Raw genomic sequence first — 20,174 nt, forward strand, 5'->3', positions numbered from 1 at the left:
TACCAGGGAGTTCCGGCTGGGATAGTGGTGGTTGTGAGCGACCATGCCCGGTCCGGACGCGTGGCGGAGTTGACGATTGCGTTGTCGTTGGCGACGGATCTGGGCACGGGGCAACCGATGGAGCACGGGTTGCGTACGTGCTGGCTGTCACTGGCCGCGTCGGAGGCACTCGGGCTGGCCGCGCCGGCGCGGTCCTGCGTGTACTACGTTGCGCTGCTTCGGTTTCTGGGATGCACGTCGGATGCGTCGGAGACCGCGGTACTGGCCGGCGGCGACGACATCGCATTCGACGCGACGATGGCGCCGATGCTGATGGCCGAGCCCGGTGAAGGTGTGCGCTATTTCGTCCGCCATCTGGCGCACGATCTCCCGTCGCACCGCCGCGTGGGGCGGATTGTGCGGGCACTGAGCGACCCGGACATGAATCGGCGCAGCCTGTCGCAACATTGCGAGGCGGGCGCCCGCCTGGCAACCCGCCTCGGGATGGCCGAATCCGTCCGTCGGTCGCTCGCGCATGCGTACGAGCGCTGGGACGGCAAGGGCTATCCGGCCGGCCTGGCGGCCGACGAGGTGCCGGTGGCGGTGCGGATCGTGACGGTCGCCCGAGACGCCGAGCTGTGGGCGCGCCGGGCGGGCTGGGCGGCAGCCACCGACGTGCTGTTGCACCGCAGGGGCCGCGCGTACGACCCGGCCGTGGTCGACGCCGTGGTCGCCGACGGTGAACACTGGCTCGCCGGAATCGGTGACGACCCGTGCGCGGCGGTCCTCGATGCCGAGCCGGCACCGGCCCTGACGATCGAGTCGGGCAACCTCGACGTGGCTTTGACCGCGGTGGCCGATTTCGCCGATCTGAAGTCGCCGTACCTTCGAGGCCACTCCACCGGTGTCTCGCGGCTGGCCGTTGCTGCCGCCGAAGCTGCCGGCCTTGCCACTGCCGACGCGACGACGCTGGGCCGAGCCGGACTGGTCCACGACGTCGGACGTGTCGGTATCCCCAACGGGATCTGGGATCGCCGGGGTCCGCTCAGCGCCGAGCAGTGGGAACGGGTTCGGCTGCACCCCTACCTCGGCGAGCGGGTCCTGCACCGCTGCGCGCTGCTGGCCCCCCTCGCCGACCTGGCGGCACGCCACCACGAGCGAGCCGACGGCTCCGGTTACCACCGCGGGGCCTCGGGAGACCAGCTCGGCCTTGGTGCCCGGCTGCTGGGCGCCGCCGATGCCTACCATGCGATGACCGAGAACCGGCCGCACCGGCCGGCGCTCACCCCGGCCGAGGCGGCGTCGCAGCTGCTCGACGAGGTCGACGCGGGCCGCTTCACCCGGGTCGAGGTCGACGCGGTGCTCGATGCTGCCGGTCAGGTGAGCCGCCCGCCGCGGGTCTCCCGTCCCGCGGGTCTCCCGTCCCGCGGGTCTCCCGTCCCGCGGGTCTCACCGAGCGCGAGGTCGACGTGCTGGCGCTCATCGCCCGCGGCAGCACCAACAAGGAAGTGGCGAGCGCCCTCGTCATCTCGCCCAAGACGGTGGGGCACCACATCGAACACATCGACCAGGGTCGCGGCTGGACGATGGACGGCACGATCGAACTCTTCGACGCGCTGAAGGGTCCGAAGAAGCTGGACATCGGCCCGTACCCGCCCATGCAGTCGCGCCCCTTCATCGAGGAGCACGACAAGATGTTCCGCTGGTACGACTACTGGATCAAGGGCATCGACAACGGGATCATGGACGAGCCCGCGGTGAGCGTCTTCGTCGAGGGCTCGCGTGAGCGGGTGACCGGCAGCCAGTGGCCGCCGAAGGACATCGAATACACGTCCCTCTACCTGCGCCCGCGCGGCAAGCTCTCCACCGAGCCGGAGCCGATGGGTGCGCAGTACGCCGCCCCGGACGGCTTCTATCAGGCCCCGCTGACCGTCACCGACAAGGTCGAGATCCTGAGGTGGGAGACCCCGGTGTTCGAGGAGTCGACGGAGATGATCGGCACCGGTGCCGCGCACATCTTCGCGGAAATCGACCAGCCGGACTCGAACTTCATCCTGCGCCTGTGGGACTACGCCCCGGGCGGCAAGCGCCAGCTGATCACCACCGGCTACCTGAAGGCCTCGCACCGCGAGCTGGACGAGCGCACCACCGAGGGCAACCCGTACCACCCGCACACCCGCGCTGTGCCGGTCGAGCCCGGGAAGATCGAGGAGTACGTGCTGCGCCTCTACCCGTTCGCGAACACCTTCCAGCCGGGTCACAAGCTGACCGTGGAGCTGTCCAACGGGGAGCCGCTGGCCGACGAGCACAACGCGCTGCTCCCGCCGGATGCGTTCCACCTGCCGGTGGGCCGCCCGGTCACCCACAAGATCTACCGGGACGCCGCCCACCGGTCCCGGCTCGTGCTGCCGTTCACGACGCGCAGGGCGGGGGAGAAGGAGTAGCGACAGCGGTTTCGGACGCCACGTCCTTCCGCCACGGTGCGTTACGCTCGGGCATCGTCCCGTCGGCGGAAGGGCAGTGATGCGTGCGGTGCTCGGCGTTGCGATCGATGCCGGTGAGGTCTGTGCGGTGCTCGTGGATGCCGACGTTCCGGCGCTCGGACCGTTCGACACGCAGCGGTGGGCCGCCGGCGAACGCGCGGACGCGGAGGCGGTGCGCCGGGCGCTCGCGGTGATGACCGAGCGGGCCGCGCGGGCCGGGGTGCCGTTTGCCCGCGCCGGACTGGTGGCGTCCGAGGCGGTCGTGCCGGACCCCGGGGAGACCGCGGTGCCGGTGCAGGCCGTGGGGGTCGACGAGGCCCGGCTGGCCTTCCTCGCCGCGGCCCCGGAACTCGAGGGTGTACGGGTGGTGGCACTGATCGGCCGCGACGATGCGGCCACGACCGCGTCGGTCGCCGACATCCGTTCGGGGGCGGTCCTCGCGTCGGTCGCCGTGGCGGAGGACGACTTCGGTGGGATCGCCCCGGCCTTGCCGGAGGCCGCGGACGAGGCCGTGGCGCGGGCCGGGGTGGCGCCGGAGGCGCTGGCCTTCCTGGACCTGCGACCCGGCGACGCCGCGGTCGCCCGGGAGTTGTCCGCGGTGCTCGGCGTGCCGTTCGTGACCCCGCACGGCGTGCCGTGGCACCGGGCCACCGGAGCCGCGCTCGTGGCCGCACACTCCGATCGGCCGCCGGCCCCGGCGCCTTCCCCGGGCCGCCGGGTGGCGGTGCTGGTGTCGGCCCTCGTCGCGCTGGCCGTGCTGCTCGGCGGCGGGCTGGCCGTCGCCATCGGTGGGGCCGGACCGTCCGAGCCGCCGCGCCCGGCCGACGCCGTCCGGTCCGTGCCCGCACCGCAGACCAGCCTCTCGCCGGAGACCGGGACGCCGTCCGCGGTTCCGTGCCCGGGGCGCGACACTCCGGCCGCGCAGGCGCCCGAGGCCCGTCCCGCGGGCTGGTCGGTGCGGGCGTCCGACCCCGACCTCGGCCCCCACCCCGGCCCGACGCCGCCGACGACGACCGTCACCGCACCCCCGTGCGAATGACGTTCCCCCGGAATATCGTTCGATTCAGGCGCGGCGTGCGAGCCGGGCGCCGGCCGCACGCATGGCGTCGAGATCGGTGGCGACCATGATCTCCGCGAATCGGTCGCGGTAGTCACCGAGGTCGTCGCCGACGGATCCCACCACCGCCACCACCGGCACCGTGTGGACCCGGGCGAGGATCGCCGAGACGATCTTTCCGGCACGGGACTGTCCGTCGAGGCGGCCCTCGCCGACGACGACGAGGTCGGCGCCGGCGAGGGCCGCGTCGAAACCGACGGCGTCGAGCACGAATTCGGCTCCCGAGCGCAGGTCCGCGCCGAACTGCGCCCACATGCCGCCGGCGAAACCGCCGGCCGCGCCGGTGCCGTCGACCTCGCGCGGATCGCGCGGAAGCGTCACGGCTGCGTCCTCGAGGCGCCGCGTGAGCCGCTCCACGGCCGTCTCGTCGGCGCCCTTCTGCGGGCCGAACACCACGGCGGCGTCGGCGTAGCGGGTGGTCACGTCCGTCAGCACCGTGACGGTGGCGGTGCCCAGGCCGCCGGCCTCCACGATGGCGGTGATCGCGCCGAGCCCGCCGTCGGTCGTGGCCGACCCGCCGGCCGCGACGACGATGTGCGTGGCGCCGCGCCGCAGTGCTTCGACCATCGCCAGCCCGGTGCCGTAGGTGTCCGCCGTCATCGGATCACGGAAGCCCTTGTGCGGTGTGGTGATTCCGCTGAAGGTGGCGAGTTCGACGACTGCGGTGCCGTCCTCGCCGAGTCCGAACGATCCCGAGCACGGTGCGCGCCAGGGGTTCACGGATTCCATCTCGATCAGCTCGAGGCCGAGCGGGCCGGTGAGCACGTCGAGGGTGCCGTCGCCGCCGTCGGCCACCGGCATCCGGATCGCCTCGAGCCCGGCGGATTCCGCGCCGGCCGCCACCTCCGCGGCGACCTCCGCGGCCCGGTACGTGCCCTTGAAACTGTCCGGAGCGATCAGCACCCTCACCGGTTCACCACCCATTCGAACGCCGCGGCCTCGGATCGGGCCCCCTGCGCAGCGCGGGAGCGGTTCGGCTCGCCCAGGTCGGCGACGACGGACTCCCCGAGCCGGACCAGGTCGGCGAACACCGCCGGGGTCAGCCAGGGGGGCCGGGTGGCGAAGAGCAGGTCCTCGCTCGCGGTATTGCCGCTCGCGCCGGGGGCGAACGGGCAGCCGCCGAGACCGCCGAGCGAACCGTCCACCACCGCGGCGCCCGCCCCGATCGCCGCGAGGCTGTTGGCGACGCCCAGACCCCAGGTGTCGTGGCCGTGGAAGACGATGCGGCGGGCGGGGGAGTCGTCGCGCACCCGGGACACCAGCGCCGCGACCTGCGCCGGCACGGCCTGGCCGAGGGTGTCCGCCAGGACGATGTCGGCGGCGCCGTCGGCGCGGGGGTCGCACGCGATCTCGAGCACCCGGTCGGGGTCGACAGGCCCGTCGAACGGGCAGGTGAACGCCGTGGCCAGGCAGAGCTGGATGCTGCCGCCGGCAGCGCGGGCGTGCTCCACCGCGGCGGGCATCGCGGCGAGGCTCGCGTCGGTGTCCCGGCCGATGTTGGCACGGTTGTGTGCATCCGACACCGACAGGCAGTACTGGAAGTGCCGGGCGCCGGCGGCGGCCGCCTTCTCCACGTGCCGCGGCGTGGCCACCCAGATGTAGCAGCGGTCGAGTTCCTCGGGCGTGAGCATCCCGATCAGTTCGACGGTGCCGGCCATCGGGGGCACCAGATCGGGCCGGGCCATCGAGCCGATCTCGAGCTGCGGCACGCCGGCGGCCAGCAGGGCACGGACGATCTGTGCCCGGCGCTCGACGGGCAGCACCTTGCCGGTCAGTTGCAGCCCGTCGCGCAGGGTCACGTCGCGCAGTTGCGGTGCCCCGGCCCTCACGACACCACCGCTCACGACACCACCTCCAGGAGCTCGTCGATCTCGGCCTCGGTCCGGCCGAGCAGGCCGCCGAGGATCTCGCGGGTGTGTTCGCCCAGGTCCGGCCCGACGTTGCGGATCGGCAGCGACCGGCCGCCGAGCACGGGCACGATGCCCGGGAACCCGACCTGTTTCGGCTCGTCCTCGCCGACGTCGACGGCGAAGTGCTGGATCATGTTACGGGCCCGGTACTGCTCGTCGTCGACGATGTCGGCCGCCGTGTAGATCGGCCCGCACGGCACCCCCGCGGCCTCGAGGATCCCGAGCACCTCGTCGCGCGGCCGGCGCCGCGTCCAGTCGGCGATCGCGGCGTCGAGTTCCTCCCGCCGGTCCCACCGCCCGTGGTTGGTGGTCAGGCCGGGATCGTCGGCGAGGTCGGGCCGCTCGATGGTGCGCATGTAGCGCTGGAAGATGGCGTCCGCGTTGCCGGCGATGATCACGGAGGTGCCGTCCGAGCAGGGGTAGGCGTTCGAGGGGGCGATGCCCTCCATGCGGCCGCCGACCCGTTCGCGCCGGACGCCGTAGGCGAGGTAGTCGGGAATCAGCGATTCCATCATCGACAGCATCGACTCGTTCAGGGCGACGTCGACGACCCGGTTCACCATCGGCAGCGACCCGATCAGCTGCCGCTGCAGCAGCGCCGTGACCGAGCCGAAGGCCGCGTACAGCCCGGCGATGGAGTCGCCGATCGACACCCCGACCCGCACCGGCGGCCGGTCCGGGTCCCCGACGAGTTCGCGGAACCCGCCGACGGCCTCGGCGACGGCCGCGAATCCGGGGCGATCCGCGAGGGGCCCCGTCTGGCCGAACGCGGAGATCCGGGTGATCACCAGGTCGGGCTTGATCTCCGACAGCACCTCGGGGCCTATGCCCCATTTCTCCAGGGTGCCCGGCCGGAAGTTCTCGAGCAGCACGTCGCAGTGGCGCACCAGATCGAGGATCACGGCCCGGCCCGCGTCGGTACGCAGGTCCACCACGATGGACTTCTTGTTGCGGTTCACCGTGCGGTACAGCATCGACGTGTCCCCGGCGTACAGGCGCCAGTTGCGCAGTTCGTCGCCGGTGCGGGGACGTTCGACCTTGATGACCTCGGCGCCGAAGTCGGCGAGCAGCCGGCCCGCGGTGGGTGCGGCGATGTAGTTGCCGAGTTCGAGGACGCGGATGCCCTCGAGAGGGCGCAGGATCTCCTCCGAGTTCATGGGCAACAGTGTGCCCTGTGCCGCTGCGCGGCGTGTGCCCTGTGCCGCTGCGCGGCGTGTGCCCTGTGCCGCTGCGCGGCGTGTGCCCTGTGCCGCTGCGCGGCGTGTGCCCTGTGCCGCTGCGCGGCGTGTGCCCTGTGCCGCTGCGCGGCGTGTACCCCGCACCGCCGGCGAGCGGACACGCCGCGCCCCTCCCGCGATCGTGTGACCCAGCGCACTATTCTTCGTAGTCGGGCGGGGGGCCTCGGGAAGGTGCTTGGGTCATGGTGGTCGCGAAAGTCGTTCTGTGGTGTGCGCTGCTGGCGGGTCTGGTCGGCGCCGGGATCGCCGTCAACGCGCTGCACGTGCACGGTGCCGTCGGCTCACTGATCGTGGCGTCGGTCGCGGGCCTGGTGCTGCTGCGGCTTCGGCCCGCGGCCCAGCTCGAGGTCGAGCCGGATCGCGTCACGCCCTGACCGGCCGCACCCCTGGGCTTGCGAGGCCAGGCCGAAGCCACGAACTCCCGTGGACGGGCCAGCTTTGCGACTCTTGAGCTTGCCATTGCAGGCATAGCCCTGGACAACTGCGCGTAGCGACGGCACACTCGACGCAAAGCATGCCGTCGCAAGCACAGGGAGGAGGCGCCGTGGCCACGCCCCGCCGTCGCGCCCGCACGGGACGCGGCGGTCTCGGTGACCACTTCGTCGACCGGCGGCACCGGCTCGGCCTCACCCAGTCCGAGCTGGCCGACCTCGCCGGGGTGTCGCGCTCGAGCGTCCAGTCGCTCGAGTCCGGCCGCGCCACCGTGCAACTCGACCTCGTCGTGGCGATCGCCGACGCGCTGGGCTGCGACCTGACCCTCACCACGCGCGGCGACCGGGCCGGGTGAGCGCGGTGGTCGAACGCCTGGTCGCCGTCGACAGCGCCGACGTGTACAAGGGCGACCGCTTGGCCGGGCACCTCACCCGGGACGGCCACGATGTCGTGTTCCGGTACGCGCAGGACTACCTCGACGATCCGGCCGCTCCCGCCCTCGCGTGGACGGTGCCGAAGACCGGGGAGGAGGTCCGCGCCGGCGGCGGCAGCGTGCCCCCGTTCTTCGCCGGCCTGCTGCCGGAGGGCATCCGGCTCCGCGGCGCCGTCGCCGCCACCAAGACCTCCGAAGACGACCATCTCACCATCCTCATGGCGGTCGGCGCGGACACCATCGGCGATGTGCGGGTGCTCCCCGCCGGCGCTCGGCCCCCGACGTCGACGCTCCTGCTCGACCCGGATGCCGTCCGGCGCGAGGACCTGCACGAGCTGTTCGACCGGATCTCCGGCCACGAGTCCGTCGTCCTCGACCCGACCTCCCTGCCGGGAGTGCAGGCGAAGGTGTCGGCCCAGATGTACTCCGCCCCCGTCGCGACGGTGCAGGGCCCCGCCATCCTCAAACTCGCACCGCCCCGCGGCTACCCCCGCCTGGTCGAGAACGAGCACTTCTTCATGGGTCTCGCGACCGCCTGCGGCCTCGCCGTCGCCGGGCATCAGCTCGTCTACGACCGCAGGGGCAACGCGGGACTGCTCGTCGCCCGCTTCGACCGATGGATCGGTCCCGGCCACACCGTCCACCGCACCGCGCAGGAGGACGCCTGCCAGGTCCTCGGTGTCTACCCGGCGGCCAAGTACCGGCTGAAGACCGAACGCGTCGTCGAGGCGCTGGCCGCCGCGTGCGAGCGCGGCCGCGGATCGGCCCGCGTCGCCACCCTCGAACTGCTGCGGCTCGTGGCCTACTCGTACGCCGTCGGCAACGGCGACCTGCACGGGAAGAACTTCTCCATCCACCTGACCGAGGCCGGGCTGTGGGCCGTCACCCCGGCGTACGACCTCCTGTGCACCCAGCCCTACCTCGGTTGGCGCGACCCGATGGCCCTCGACCTGTACGGCAAGGCCAACAAGCTCACCCGCCGCCACTTCGTCGAGTCCGGTGGCCGGCTCGGCGTGCCCGAACGCGCCGTCGTCCGGATGCTCGACGGGATCCGGCGCGGGATCGCCGGCGGCCTCGACCGCGTCGCCGAGATCGGGTTCGACGACCGGGACACGGCCCGTCTGCGGGACATGCTGGTCCGGCGCGCCGACGAACTCGGCTGATCCGGTCGTCGTACGACGGCCGGACCGCCGGCCGGTAGAGTCCCCGACGGGCGTTCCGCACGAGACCGCGGTCGCCTGTCGCGCATCGAAGAGGAGCACCGGGTCGTGTCGCTGTGGTCGACTGCACTGTCCCCCGGGATGCTCAGCGAGTACGTCTGGCTCGACCTGATGCCGTGGCTCGACCGGTACGGCTCGGCCCGCAACGCGCAACTGGCCGCCCTCGTCCCCGACGAACGCTGGTGGGAACGCCGGTCCCCGGCGGAGACCGCCGCCTCCGCCGACGTCGTGGCGATCTGTGGGGAACTGGCCCGCATCTACGTCACCGAGCACCCCGATCTCGCGTTCTCCACGGGAATCGCCGACACCGTCGACGTCCCCGTCGCGGCGCTCGGGCTCGGCACCCGCGCCGCCGCCACCGTCGCGCGGCTGCCCCGCGCGGCGACCACCGCCGGCCTGCTCGGCTACACGCCCGCCGCCCTGTTCTCCGTGCGCGGTGCGGGCCCGGAGACCGTGCACCAGATCGTGCAGGCCGTCCTCGTCCTCGCGATCCTGCGGGACCCGGCGTCGCTGCGGGTGGCGACCGACGCCCCCACGCTCCCGCCGGCGCTGTCGCTGCTGATCGACGACCTCGTCGCGCTCGCGCGGTGGCGCGGGCTGCGCGCCGACCCCGACCGGCCGTTGGTGCGGGTCGAGCTCGAGGACGGCACCCCCGAGGAGATCCAGCAGGTCGCCGCGCGCATCGCCGCTCTGACCGCACGTGACCTGCCCGTGCCGGCGCCCCACCGCGCGCTCGACGAACTCGCCGCGTACGTCGCCGGGCTGTCCGCGCCCGAGCGCGACGCGATCCGCCGCCGCGTCCTCGGCGACGAGCCGCCCGACCCGGACGCGCCGTCGACCTTCGCGTTCGGTACCGCCGTCGGCGACCTGCTCGCGGCGCTGCGCGTGGACGTGCGCCCCGTCGCCGCCCTCGACCGGATGCTGGGGTTGCGGCCGGAGCTGGCCCAGCCCGTCCCGGGGCTCGACGTGCCGCTGTGGCGGGCTCTCGCCCGCCTCGACGACCGCTTCGAGGTGGTCGACGGGTGGGTCGCCGTGCCCGGCCTGGCCGAGGCCGAGCGCCGCACCCACGCGCTGCTCGCCGAGTTCGAATCCCCGAACGGGGTCGTCGAACCCGCGGCCGTCGCTGTCGTGTGGGACCTGCCCGCCGCGGAGTTCGCCGCGTGGCTGCGCCGGTGCGGTGTACCGATGTTCGAGGGCCGCGCTCTGACCCGGCGGTCCGCGTTCGCCGATCATGCCGCGGCGGTTCTCGAGGTGATCGGGGATCCGCTGCCGGCCGCGGAGCTCGTCGACCGCATGGGCACCCCCGCGGGTCCCGCCGCCGTGATCGACGCGATCGGCGCAGACGAACGGTTCACGCTCTCCGAGGACGGCAGGTGGTCACTCAGCGAATGGGAGACCGACGAGGCGGGCGCGGTGCGCGGCCGCATCGCCCGGATCGTCGACGCCGACGGCGGATCCGCCGACCTGGACCGCGTCGTCGACCGTCTGGTCGAGCGTTTCGGGGTGTCGCCGACCAGCGCCCGCATCTTCGCCGGCAGCGGCGACTTCGAGATCGTCGACGGCCGGGTGCGCCGGCGCCGCCGCACCCACGTGAGCATCAAGCCGCCGCACCGCACCCGCCGCCTCTACCGCCTCGGCGACGTGTGGCGGCTGCGGGTCACCGCCACGCGTGACCACCTGCGCGGTGCCGACTTCCCGGTGCCGTCCGCGGTCGCGGGGGTCATCGGCTGCGCGCCGGGCCGCGAGGTCTCCCTGTCGTCCCGGCTGGGCACCCAGGTCGTGCGCTGGACCGGCGCGTCCCCCCATCTCGGCAGCGTGCGACGGTTTCTCGAGGACCTCGGGGTGGACGAGGGCAACGAGATGTTCCTCGAGTTCCATCCCGGCGGCCGGTTCGACGTGCTGCCGCTGCGCACCGTCGCCGACAACGCCGAACCGCTGCGCAAGGCGCTCGCCCTCATCGGCCACTCGGCCCCGGAGATCGTGCCGGACGAGGGCGTCGCGCCGGCCTTCGCCGCCGCCGTCGGCCTGGGCGACGAGACCCGGCCGCGCCGGGTGCTCAGCGCCTACCGGGCCCGGCACGAGGCCGAGGTGACCGCATTGCTCGAGCAGGCATGGGTGCGCGTGCCAAGCTGAGCGCATGCCGATCCGCAGACCCGAGCATCCGCTGTTGGCGAACGACGCCGAACGCGTCGTCTGGGACGCGCTCGTCCGGCAGCTCGGCGACGGTGATCTCGTCGCCGCGGGCCTGCGCGTCACCGACCATCTCAAGGACCACGAGATCGACTTCGTCCTAGCCCTCGAGGGCCACGGCATCGCGTGCCTCGAGGTCAAGGGCGGCCAGGTGTGGCACGACGGCTTCCAGTGGGTGCAGGCCCGGCAGGGCAAGGACCGGTCGATCGATCCGGTCCGGCAGGTGATGCAGTCCTGCTACGCGCTGCGCCGCTACGTCGAGGCCGACCCCCGCTGGACGCAGGGCCGGCTGCGCTGGGACCACTTCGTCGTCCTGCCCAACACCGAGGTCCGCGCCGACTTCGCCCTGCCCGAGTGCCCCCGCTGGAAGGTGATCGACCGCAACGACCTCGGCAGCATCGCCGAACGGCTGCGCGCGGTGCTCGACAAGCAGGAACTCGACCGGCCGGCCCTCGTCGCCGACGGCGTCGACCAGTTCGCCGAGGTGCTCGCGGGCCGTGGCCTGCCACAGCGCGACGTGGTTTCGCGTGCCGTCGCCAACGAGGACGCCGCGGACCGGCTCACCGAGCAGCAGGCCGTCATCCTCGACGCGACCCGCCTGCTGACCCGGGTCGAGGTGCGCGGCGGCGCCGGCACAGGCAAGACGTTCCTCGCCCTCGAGCAGGCCCGGCGCCTCGCCGAGCAGCACCAGCGGGTCGCGTTGATCTGCTATTCGCACGGCCTCGCGTCGTACCTGCAGCGGATCACCGCGACGTGGAACCGGAAGAAGCGGCCCGCATACGTCGGCGAGTTCCACGCCCTCGGCCGGCTGTGGGGGGCCGCCGAGGGTCCCGACGAGGCCCTGCGCACCGCCGACACCGTGCGCTTCTGGGAACACGACCTGCCCGCCCAGATGACCGAGCTGGCCCGGTCGCTGCCGGAGGGACAGCGCTTCGACGCGGTCGTCGTCGACGAGGCGCAGGACTTCGCCGACGCCTGGTGGGATCCGATCATGGCCGCCCTGCGCGACGAGGAGACCAGCGGCATCTACGTGTTCACCGACGAGGCGCAGCGGGTGTTCGACCGGGAGGGCCGGCCCCCGGTGCCGCTGGTTCCGCTGGTGCTCGACCACAACCTGCGCAACACCCGGCAGATCGCGGGGACCTTCGGCCCGCTCGTCGGGCAGCGGATGCGGCTGCTCGGCGGCGACGGCCCCGACGTGCAGTTCGTCGCGTGCCGCGGCGACGAGGCGCTCGCCGTGGCCGACGACCGGATCGACGCCCTGCTCGAGGAGGGCTGGCGGCCCGGCGACGTCGCGCTGCTCGCGACGGGCAGCCGGCACCCGGAGCAGGTGGCGCGCCAGTCCGAGGGCAACTCGGCGTACTGGGACAGCTTCTGGGACACCGAACAGGTCTTCTACGGGCATGTCCTCGGCTTCAAGGGACTCGAGCGCCGGGCGGTGGTGCTCGCGGTGAACGAGACGCAGCCCCAGGAGCGCTCGCGCGAGCGCCTGTACGTGGGGTTGTCCCGGGCCCGCGACCAGCTGGTGGTGTGCGGGGACCCGGACTTCGTCCGGCAGGTCGGCGGTCCGGAGCTGGCGGAACGGCTGGGGATCGGCCGATGAGCCTGCTGCGGGACTGGACGGTGTCGGCGACGGCGGGGGAGTTCGTCGGATTCCTCGTTCCCGCCGTCGTCGGGGCCGTGCTGTTCGACAGTGCCGCGGCGTTGCCGGCGCTGATGGCGGCCGGTGTCGTCGAGGGATCGGTGCTGGGCTGGTCGCAGGCGCGGGTGCTGCGGCACCGGCTGCCGGCGATGTCGGTCCGGCGCTGGGTGCTGGGCACGGGTGTCGCCGCCGCGTGCGCCTACCTGCTGGGGATGTCGCCCTCGACCTTCTACGAGACGTGGTCCGCGTGGCCGGTGGCGATCCCGATCGCGCTCGGTGTCCTCTTCGGCGTGGCGTTGCTGGGTTCGATCGGGGTCGCGCAGTGGCTCGAGCTGCGTCGGCACCTCCCGCGCGCCGGGCGCTGGATCGTGTGGACGGCCGGTGCGTGGCTGGCCGGTCTCACGCTGTTCCTCGTGGTGTGCACGCCGCTGTGGCAGCCCGGCCAGCCGCTGTGGCTCACCGTGGCGATCGGGGCGCTCGGCGGCCTGCTGATGGCGTTTGTGACCGCCCTGGTCACCGGCTTCGGCATCCGTCACCTGCTCGGCACGGAGCATCCTGCTGCGCCCGTCGTGCGCGCGTAGCACCATGGAGCCATGGCCGACGACGCGCACATCGAGGAACCGGGTCCCGCCGACGAAGCCGTCGCCCGCGCCCTGCGGGACGCGATCGTCTCGGTCGAGGCCGCCGTCGCGCGGGTGCACGAGTTCTCCGCGGAGATCTTCGAGCTGGTCGGCGCACCCGGAGGCGGGGACGCCGTCGACCACCACAACGCGCTGACCAGGGTGGCTGGGCTCCTGGACGCCACCGGGCAGCTGCGCGCCACCGACTGGGAATCCGTGCGCGGCCTCGGCGACGTACTCGCCGATCGGGCCGGGCGGCTGCGAGCCCACACCGGAGAAGTGCTCGACGGGCTCGCCGCCGACGCTCCGGCGCAGGACCGGGTGGCCTGCCTGCAGCAGGCCGTGGAGACCGACCGGCTCGGCGAGACGTTGCAGCTACTCGTCCTCGTCGAGGACTCGCTGAACCTGTGGCAGCGGCTGCGGCTCGCGCGGATCCGCACCACCGAACCGGACCGGCTCGAGCACGAATGCGCGGCGATCGGCACGACGCTCGCCGGGCGCGTCGAGCGGGACGTCGGGCTGCTGCTGCGCGCCCGCGCACGGCTGGCGAGCTACGCCGCGCTCAAGCCGTTCGAGCTGGTGCGATGGCTGTCGACCGCCCGGGTGAAGAAGGACATCGCCCGGCTCCGGGCGGACCTGGACGACGTCGCGGCGGCGCTCGGCAGCGCCGCGGAGCGCGCCCTCGAGGCCGAGGATCCGTCGGTGGCCGAGAACCTGGCGGAGCTGGGCAACCCGGTCCGGGCCGTCGGCGGTGCCCTCGGCGACAGCGCCCGCACCCTCGGCGGCCGGGCCGTCGGGGCGGGCAGCACCGGGGTCGGGAAGCTGGGCCGGGGGCTGCACCGGGTCGCGGAGCCCCGCCGGCGGCCGGGCGGCGACGTGCCGCTGACGACCGCCCCCGACGCCTGACCGCCGCGACGGGCGCGGCGCGGACCGCCCATATGATCGATTCATGAGCAGCGACCGGGCGCCGGCCTTCACCATGCGGCAACTGGTCGCCTTCGTCGCCGTCGCCGAGACCGGGACGATCAGCGCGGCGGCCGACCGGCTGCTGGTGTCGCAGTCGGCGGTGTCGCTGGCGGTCACCGAACTCGAGAAGGCGCTGTCGGCGCAGCTGTGCGTGCGCCGCCGTGCCCACGGCGTGCACCTCACGCCGGCGGGGGAGTCGCTGCTGGCCCGGGCGCGGGCCCTGCTGCAGCAGGCGAGCGAGATCGAGGACGAGATGCTCGGGGCGGGCGGCGAACTCGCCGGCCGGCTCGCCGTCGGGTGTTACACGACGGTCGGGCCGACGATCCTGCCGCCGCTGCTGTCCGAGTTCACCGAGCTTCATCCGCGGGTGTCGCTCGAGTTCCGGGAGGCGATGGCCGACGAGCTGGGCGAGCGGCTCGAGGGCGGGGCGCTGGACGCGGTGATCACCTACGACCTGGAGCTGCCACCGGCATGGCGCACCGCCACGCTGATGACGAGGCGGCCGGCGCTGGTCGTGCAGGCGGGGCACCGGCTGGCGGCCACGCCCGGCCCGGTGGAGCTGGCCTCGGTGCGGGACGAACCGATGGTGTTGCTCGACGCGGTGCCGGCGTCGACACACGCGATGCAGGTGTGTGCGCGGGCCGGGTTCACGCCCCGGATCGAGTACCGGTCGGCGAACTACGAGACCGTGCGGGCGTACGTCGGCCGGGGCCTGGGCTGGACGATCATGCTGCACCAGCCGCAGCTCAACCGCACCTACGGCGGACTGAAGATCGTGCTGTTGCCGATCGACGTCCCCGACCTCGATCCGGTGCGGCTGGTCATCGCCTGGCGTCCCGACGTGGTGCTCAGCCGGGTGGTACGCGAGTTCATCTCGTTCGCAACGGCCCGCGTGGGCGCGCTGTGAGCGGCGCCGCCGACCATTCTTGAGTATTTCTCATATCGATCAGCAGATTCCTGTTCTTTTCTGAGGTTGTGACTGCGGACATACTGGGTTCCGACGCGCTGATCGGCAGCGCGCGGTCCGGGTTCCGTTCCCGGCTCCGATGAGAAGCGCTGATTCACAACCACTTCGAGGAGATCGATAATGTCTGCCACGGACGCCCTGCATCCGCCGGTCCTCTTCGCGCCGGAACACGAGGAGTTCGCCCAGTGGGTCCGCGAGTTCGCGGCACCGCACGCCGAGAGCTACCTCGAACGCGCCCACCGCGAGGAGTTCCCGTGGGACCTCGCCGAGAAGATGGCCGCACAGGGCCTCCTCGGCCTCGGCGTCTCCGAGGAGAACGGCGGTCAGGGCCGCATCGGCGAGGTGCTCACCAAGACGCACCTCGGCATCGCCCACGAGGAACTGGCCTACGCGAACTTCTACCTCAGCCAGCTCGCCTACACGAACAACCTCACCGGCCCGCTGCTCGAGCGCTTCCTCGCCCCCGATGTCGCGAAGGACTGGGTGCGCGGCATCGTCGAGGGCCGCCACGTCGTCGCCCTCGGCCTGACCGAGCCGGGCAGCGGCTCGGACGCGATGGCCATGCGCGCCAAGGCCGAGAAGGTCGACGGCGGCTGGAAGCTCAACGGCGAGAAGACGTCCATCACCTTCGCCCCGCACGCCAAGGCGATGATCACCTTCGTCAAGGCCCGCGGCGCCACCCCGGAGGAATCCGGCGTCACCGCCTTCCTCGTGCCCCTCGACTCCGACGGCGTGAGCATGCAGAAGTTCCCGGACGCCGGCTGGAAGCCGCTCGGCCGGGCCGGTGTGTTCCTCGACGACGTCTTCGTCCCGGACGAGTACGTCATCGGTGGCGTCGGCAACGGATTCCGGCTCGTCATGAGCGAATTCGACTACACCCGTTCGGTCATCGGCCTGATGTCGACCGGAGTCGCCCGCAACGCCCTCGACATCACCATCGACTACGTCAAGTCCCGCAAGGCGTTCGGCAAGCCGGTCGCCTCGTTCCAGGGTGTGTCCTTCCCGATCGCCGAGAACGCCACCAAGCTCGAGGCGGCCCGCTGGCTCACCTACCGCGCCCTCTCTCTCGCCGACGCCGGCAGGCCCTTCACGAAGGAGGCCGCGATGACCAAGCTCTACGCCACCGACGTCTCGCTGCAGACCATCCGCGACTGCATCGTCGCCCACGGCCACAGCGGCTTCGCCGAGGAACTGCCGCTGCAGGCCATGCTGCGCGACGTCTCCGGACTCGAGATCGGCGAGGGCACCCCGCAGATCCAGAAGGTCGTCATCGGCCGCGCGCTGCTCGGACGGGAGGCCACCGCATGAGCACCAGCCGGCGCCGCGCCCTCGACGGGGTGCGGGTCATCGACCTGACCCAGGCCCTCGCCGGGCCGTTCTGCACCTCGCTGCTCGCCGACCAGGGGGCCGACGTGATCAAGGTGGAGCCGCCGCGCGGCGACTTCCTCCGCTATGCCGGCCCGTTCGCCTCCGACAACGAGCCCCGCGACTACGGCGGAGTGTTCCAGTCGGCCAACCGCAACAAGCGGTCGATCGTGCTGGACCTGAAGAAGCCCGACGCCCGCGACGTGCTGCTGCGCCTGATCGACGACGCCGACATCCTCGTCGAGAACTTCAGCGCCGGCGTCATGGACCGCTTCGGCCTCGACTACGACACCCTCGCCGCGCGCAATCCCCGCCTGGTGTACGCCTCGATCCGCGGATTCGGCGACAAGACCGGAGGGCACAGCCCCTACCAGGACTGGCCGGCCTTCGACATCGTCGCGCAGGCCATGGGTGGGCTCATGTCCATCACCGGTACCGACGCCGAGCACCCCGTCCGGGTGGGTTCCGGTGTCGGCGACACGGTTCCGGGCCTGTTCGCCGCCTTCGGGATCCTCGCCGCCCTGCGCGACGCCGAGCGCACCGGGCAGGGCCAGTACGTCGACGTCGCCATGGCCGACGCGGTCCTCGCGATCTCCGAGGTCGTGGTCAACACCTACGGCCACACCGGCCGGGTCCCCGGCCCGCTCGGCAACCAGCTGCAGGGTTTCGCGCCCTTCGACACGGTGCAGGCACAGGACGGCGTCGTCGCGCTGGGTGCCCCGCACAACCCGCAGTGGGCCAAGCTCGCCGCCGTCATGGGGCAGCCGGAACTCGTCGACGACCCGCGGTTCGCCACCGACCACGACCGGTGGCTCAACCGCGATGCCGTCTACGAGGTGGTCAACGCCTGGACCCGCACCCGCACCGTCGCCGAACTCATCGAGCTGCTCGGCGGCAAGGTGCCGCTCGGCCCGATCCTCGACGCCGCGGACATCTTCGCGGACCCCCACTTCCGGGCCCGCGACATGCTGCCGACCGTCACGCACCCGCACAACGGCCGTGCCGTCACCGTCCCCGGCATCCCCGCCAAGCTCTCCCGCACCCCGGGCGCGGTCGAGCGCCGCGCCCCGCTCATCGGCGAGCACACCGTCGAGATCCTCCGGGAGGCCGGCCTCGACACCGCCGAACTCACGGCCCTGGCCGACGCCGGCGCCACCGTCATCCCTTCTTCCGCTCAGGAGCACGTCGCATGATCATCACCAAGGTCGAACTGATCCCGGTCTCCACACCGCTGGTCAAGCCGTTTCTCATGCCGGGGACCAGGATCACCCACATCCATTCCGTCGTGCTGAAGCTGCACACCGACGAGGGGATCGTCGGCTACGGCGACAGCGGCGACACCTCCACCTGGTACCGGGGCGAGACCCAGGAATCGATGACGGCGATGATCGCGAACCACATCGCCCCGGCGTTCCTGATCGGCCAGGACCCGCTCAACATCGAGAAGATCGTCGGGCAGATGGACACCTTCGTCCGCGACAACAACCAGGCCAAGGCCCTCGTCGACTTCGCGCTGCACGACCTCAAGGGCAAGGCCCTGGGCGTGCCCGTGTACCAGCTGCTCGGCGGGAAGAACGCCGACGCCTCCGTGCAGGGCTGGGTCGCCTCCGCCGGCCCGGTCGACCAGGTGGTCGCCGAGGCCGTGCAGGCCCACGAGAAGGGCTTCTGCCTGATCAAACTCAAGTCCGACGGCAACTCCGACCACGACGTGGACAACGTCCGCGAGGTCCGTGCCGCGCTGGGCGACTCCGCCCGGATTGTGGTCGACGCCAACGGCTTCTGGAACTACGACCAGGCGCTGAAGACGATGCGCCGGCTGGACCGGTACGGCATGGAGTGCATCGAGCAGCCCGTCCCGCACTGGGACATCGAGGGCATGGCGCGCCTGCGCAGCCGCATCGACACGCCGATCTTCGCGGACGAGTCGGCGCAGGAGCTGCACAACATCCGGGAGATCATCGAACGTCGCGCCGCCGACGGCCTGTTCATCAAGATGCAGAAGGCCGGTGGCCTGCTCAAGGCGCAGCGCTGGCTCACGATGGCGCGCCTCGCCGACATGGCCGTCATGAGTGGCTGCATGATCGGCTCGGGCCTCGAGGCCAGCCCCTCGGCGCACCTGATGATCGCCAACAACTGGGCGTCGCAGTTCACCCACGAGAACCTCGGCCCGCTGATCATCAACAACCAGTGGGAGAACGCCGAGCAGAAGATCACGCAGGACATCGCCCTGAACGTGCCGATCTTCGCCGACGGCAAGCTCTACCCGAACGAGGGCCCGGGCTTCGGCATCGAACTGAACGAGGAGTTCATCGCCTCGCACATCACCGAGGGCAAGCAGACCGTCACCGTCGGCGAGCTCGTCGGCGTCTAGCGACGCCGAGAACCTGCAGGAGAAGATCACGATGACCGAACACCGGACGGGCCCGCTGGCCGGCCTGAAGGTCGTGGAACTGGCCGGGCTGGGACCGGCGCCGTTCGCCGCGATGTTCCTCGCCGATCAGGGCGCCGACGTCGTACGCGTCGAGCGTGCCGGCGCCGGGTTCACCATGCCGATCGATCCGCGGCTGGACACCCTCCAGCGCGGCAAGCGGATGATCGGTGCCGACCTGAAGGACCCGGACGGGCTCGCGACGGTGCTCGCGCTGGTCGAGAAGGCCGACGTGCTGATCGAGGGTTACCGGCCCGGCGTCACCGAACGCCTGGGCCTGGGTCCCGAGGACTGCTGGGCGCGCAACCCGAAGCTGGTGTACGGCCGGATGACCGGCTGGGGCCAGGACGGGCCGCTCGCGCAGCGCGCCGGGCACGACCCCACCTATCAGGCCCTGGTCGGATCGCTGCACGCGATCGGCCGGGCCGGCGGACCCCCGCAGCTGCCGCTCAGCCTGGTCGGCGACTTCGGCGGCGGTGCAATGTATCTCGTGTCCGGCATCCTCGCCGCGCTGTGGGAGGCGCAGCGCTCCGGGCGCGGCCAGGTCGTCGACGCCGCGATCGTCGACGGCGTCGCGCACCTGATGGCCAACCCGTACTCGATGCTCGCCGGGGGCGCGTGGCACGACGCGCGCGGCACCAACCTCATCGACTCCGGGGCCCCGTTCGTCGACGTGTACGAGACCTCCGACGGCCGGCACGTCGCGGTCGCGGCCCTCGAACCACCCTTCTACGCGCAGCTTCTCGCGGGGCTCGGCCTCGATACGGACGGCGAACTACCGGGACAGTGGGACCGCCGGCGCTGGCCGGCGCTGCGCGAGCGGATCGCCGCCGCGTTCGCCACCCGCCCGCGCGACGAGTGGGCGGAAGTCTTCCGGGACACGGATGCCTGTGTCGCCCCGATCCTTTCGATGACCGAGGCGCCCGCCGACGCGCACCTCACCGCACGGGGCACCTTCCTGTACCGGGACGGTCACCCCGAACCTGCGCCCGCGCCGCGCTTCTCGCGCACCCCGGCGGGGGTGCCGGCCGCGCCTCCCGTGCCCGGACGGGACGACCCGTCCGAGATCCTGCGCACGTGGGGCATTCTCGACGCTGTCGCGTCGACCCCCTGACCTGCAGGTTCACCGGATCCGCGGGTGGCGACCGGCTTCGGTGCCGCCCGCGGTCCTGCATGTCGCCATT

At 72.4% G+C, this 20,174-nt stretch carries 17 protein-coding genes and 1 pseudogene; 15 read left to right on the plus strand and 3 right to left on the minus strand.

All coding sequences use genetic code 11. The features are described from left to right. Positions 1–420: 420 nt before the first annotated feature. The 3 genes and pseudogenes from HFP48_RS31540 (at position 421) to HFP48_RS09505 (ending at position 3,501) form a co-directional block, all read left to right on the plus strand. Positions 421–1,599 (plus strand): HD domain-containing phosphohydrolase, encoded by a 1,179-nt coding sequence (locus HFP48_RS31540; RefSeq protein ID WP_348983362.1) that lies wholly within the window; start codon positions 421–423, stop codon positions 1,597–1,599. After that, a pseudogene (locus tag HFP48_RS09500) lies at positions 1,482–2,423 on the plus strand (CocE/NonD family hydrolase C-terminal non-catalytic domain-containing protein); the annotation flags it as partial. The gene HFP48_RS31540 and the pseudogene HFP48_RS09500, both read left to right, overlap by 118 nt. Before the next feature lie 79 nt (positions 2,424–2,502). Next, entirely contained in the window at positions 2,503–3,501 is a 999-nt protein-coding gene (locus tag HFP48_RS09505; protein WP_168579394.1) for a hypothetical protein, read from the plus strand. Positions 3,502–3,525: 24 nt separating this feature from the next. On the opposite strand, the gene HFP48_RS09510 is transcribed toward HFP48_RS09505, so the two are convergent. The 3 genes from HFP48_RS09510 to HFP48_RS09520 are packed head-to-tail and all read right to left on the minus strand — an operon-like array spanning position 3,526 to position 6,646. Then, positions 3,526–4,503 (minus strand): glycerate kinase, encoded by a 978-nt coding sequence (locus HFP48_RS09510; protein ID WP_168579395.1) that lies wholly within the window; start codon positions 4,501–4,503, stop codon positions 3,526–3,528. Then, the gene (locus HFP48_RS09515) at positions 4,485–5,423 is read right to left on the minus strand and encodes a hydroxymethylglutaryl-CoA lyase (RefSeq protein WP_167666177.1); all 939 of its coding nucleotides are present in this window, start codon (positions 5,421–5,423) and stop codon (positions 4,485–4,487) included. Before HFP48_RS09515 ends, HFP48_RS09510 begins: the two co-directional genes overlap by 19 nt. Then, positions 5,420–6,646 carry a CaiB/BaiF CoA-transferase family protein gene (locus HFP48_RS09520; protein ID WP_168579396.1) on the minus strand — a complete coding sequence of 409 codons (1,227 nt, stop codon included), beginning with the start codon at positions 6,644–6,646 and terminating at the stop codon, positions 5,420–5,422. Before HFP48_RS09520 ends, HFP48_RS09515 begins: the two co-directional genes overlap by 4 nt. Before the next feature lie 263 nt (positions 6,647–6,909). On the opposite strand from HFP48_RS09520, the gene HFP48_RS09525 reads away from it, so the two are divergent. The 12 genes from HFP48_RS09525 to HFP48_RS09580 all read left to right on the plus strand — a co-directional run bounded on the left by HFP48_RS09525 (position 6,910) and on the right by HFP48_RS09580 (position 20,104). Further along, a complete protein-coding gene (locus HFP48_RS09525) occupies positions 6,910–7,101 on the plus strand; it encodes a hypothetical protein (RefSeq protein ID WP_006941589.1) in 192 nt (63 codons plus the stop codon). Between the two features lie 170 nt (positions 7,102–7,271). Then, positions 7,272–7,514, plus strand: coding sequence for a helix-turn-helix transcriptional regulator (locus tag HFP48_RS09530; RefSeq protein WP_006941585.1), 243 nt, complete (start codon positions 7,272–7,274; stop codon positions 7,512–7,514). A gap of 5 nt (positions 7,515–7,519) precedes the next feature. Next, positions 7,520–8,755 carry a HipA domain-containing protein gene (locus HFP48_RS09535; RefSeq protein WP_168579397.1) on the plus strand — a complete coding sequence of 412 codons (1,236 nt, stop codon included), beginning with the start codon at positions 7,520–7,522 and terminating at the stop codon, positions 8,753–8,755. Between the two features lie 105 nt (positions 8,756–8,860). Next, positions 8,861–10,945: a hypothetical protein gene (locus HFP48_RS09540; protein ID WP_050034901.1), complete on the plus strand. Its 2,085-nt coding sequence runs from the start codon at positions 8,861–8,863 to the stop codon at positions 10,943–10,945. A 4-nt stretch (positions 10,946–10,949) separates the two neighbouring features. After that, positions 10,950–12,605, plus strand: a complete 1,656-nt coding sequence (locus HFP48_RS09545) for an ATP-binding domain-containing protein (RefSeq protein ID WP_006939148.1) — start codon at positions 10,950–10,952, stop codon at positions 12,603–12,605. After that, entirely contained in the window at positions 12,602–13,225 is a 624-nt protein-coding gene (locus tag HFP48_RS09550) for a hypothetical protein (protein WP_006939146.1), read from the plus strand. Before HFP48_RS09545 ends, HFP48_RS09550 begins: the two co-directional genes overlap by 4 nt. Before the next feature lie 12 nt (positions 13,226–13,237). Next, on the plus strand, positions 13,238–14,170 hold the full coding sequence (locus tag HFP48_RS09555) for a hypothetical protein (RefSeq protein WP_006939145.1): 933 nt from the start codon (positions 13,238–13,240) through the stop codon (positions 14,168–14,170). A 43-nt stretch (positions 14,171–14,213) separates the two neighbouring features. Further along, the gene (locus HFP48_RS09560; RefSeq protein ID WP_006939143.1) at positions 14,214–15,137 is read left to right on the plus strand and encodes a LysR substrate-binding domain-containing protein; all 924 of its coding nucleotides are present in this window, start codon (positions 14,214–14,216) and stop codon (positions 15,135–15,137) included. A 180-nt stretch (positions 15,138–15,317) separates the two neighbouring features. Further along, a complete protein-coding gene (locus HFP48_RS09565; protein WP_168579398.1) occupies positions 15,318–16,505 on the plus strand; it encodes an acyl-CoA dehydrogenase family protein in 1,188 nt (395 codons plus the stop codon). Then, positions 16,502–17,755 (plus strand): CoA transferase, encoded by a 1,254-nt coding sequence (locus HFP48_RS09570; protein ID WP_168579399.1) that lies wholly within the window; start codon positions 16,502–16,504, stop codon positions 17,753–17,755. The genes HFP48_RS09565 and HFP48_RS09570 overlap by 4 nt, the downstream gene beginning before the upstream one ends. After that, positions 17,752–18,933, plus strand: a complete 1,182-nt coding sequence (locus HFP48_RS09575) for an enolase C-terminal domain-like protein (protein WP_006939130.1) — start codon at positions 17,752–17,754, stop codon at positions 18,931–18,933. The genes HFP48_RS09570 and HFP48_RS09575 overlap by 4 nt, the downstream gene beginning before the upstream one ends. 31 nt (positions 18,934–18,964) lie before the next feature. Then, complete coding sequence (locus HFP48_RS09580; protein WP_168579400.1) at positions 18,965–20,104, plus strand: CaiB/BaiF CoA-transferase family protein; 1,140 nt, start codon at positions 18,965–18,967, stop codon at positions 20,102–20,104. Positions 20,105–20,174 lie beyond the last annotated feature (70 nt).

Origin of the sequence: Rhodococcus sp. DMU1 (assembly GCF_012272955.1) — a bacterium.
In the GTDB taxonomy this organism is placed as follows: domain Bacteria; phylum Actinomycetota; class Actinomycetes; order Mycobacteriales; family Mycobacteriaceae; genus Rhodococcus; species Rhodococcus aetherivorans.

What these genes read in the sequence shown, in the direction of transcription:
- HFP48_RS09565 (WP_168579398.1), top strand. Translation starts at nt 15,318, where the DNA reads ATGTCTGCCACGGACGCCCTGCATCCGCCGGTCCTCTTCGCGCCGGAA.
- HFP48_RS09570 (WP_168579399.1), top strand. Translation starts at nt 16,502, where the DNA reads ATGAGCACCAGCCGGCGCCGCGCCCTCGACGGGGTGCGGGTCATCGAC.
- HFP48_RS09555 (WP_006939145.1), top strand. Translation starts at nt 13,238, where the DNA reads ATGGCCGACGACGCGCACATCGAGGAACCGGGTCCCGCCGACGAAGCC.
- HFP48_RS09520 (WP_168579396.1), bottom strand. Translation starts at nt 6,646, where the DNA reads ATGAACTCGGAGGAGATCCTGCGCCCTCTCGAGGGCATCCGCGTCCTC.
- HFP48_RS09510 (WP_168579395.1), bottom strand. Translation starts at nt 4,503, where the DNA reads ATGGGTGGTGAACCGGTGAGGGTGCTGATCGCTCCGGACAGTTTCAAG.
- HFP48_RS09550 (WP_006939146.1), top strand. Translation starts at nt 12,602, where the DNA reads ATGAGCCTGCTGCGGGACTGGACGGTGTCGGCGACGGCGGGGGAGTTC.
- HFP48_RS09545 (WP_006939148.1), top strand. Translation starts at nt 10,950, where the DNA reads ATGCCGATCCGCAGACCCGAGCATCCGCTGTTGGCGAACGACGCCGAA.
- HFP48_RS31540 (WP_348983362.1), top strand. Translation starts at nt 421, where the DNA reads ATGAATCGGCGCAGCCTGTCGCAACATTGCGAGGCGGGCGCCCGCCTG.
- HFP48_RS09575 (WP_006939130.1), top strand. Translation starts at nt 17,752, where the DNA reads ATGATCATCACCAAGGTCGAACTGATCCCGGTCTCCACACCGCTGGTC.
- HFP48_RS09525 (WP_006941589.1), top strand. Translation starts at nt 6,910, where the DNA reads ATGGTGGTCGCGAAAGTCGTTCTGTGGTGTGCGCTGCTGGCGGGTCTG.
- HFP48_RS09580 (WP_168579400.1), top strand. Translation starts at nt 18,965, where the DNA reads ATGACCGAACACCGGACGGGCCCGCTGGCCGGCCTGAAGGTCGTGGAA.
- HFP48_RS09560 (WP_006939143.1), top strand. Translation starts at nt 14,214, where the DNA reads ATGAGCAGCGACCGGGCGCCGGCCTTCACCATGCGGCAACTGGTCGCC.
- HFP48_RS09505 (WP_168579394.1), top strand. Translation starts at nt 2,503, where the DNA reads ATGCGTGCGGTGCTCGGCGTTGCGATCGATGCCGGTGAGGTCTGTGCG.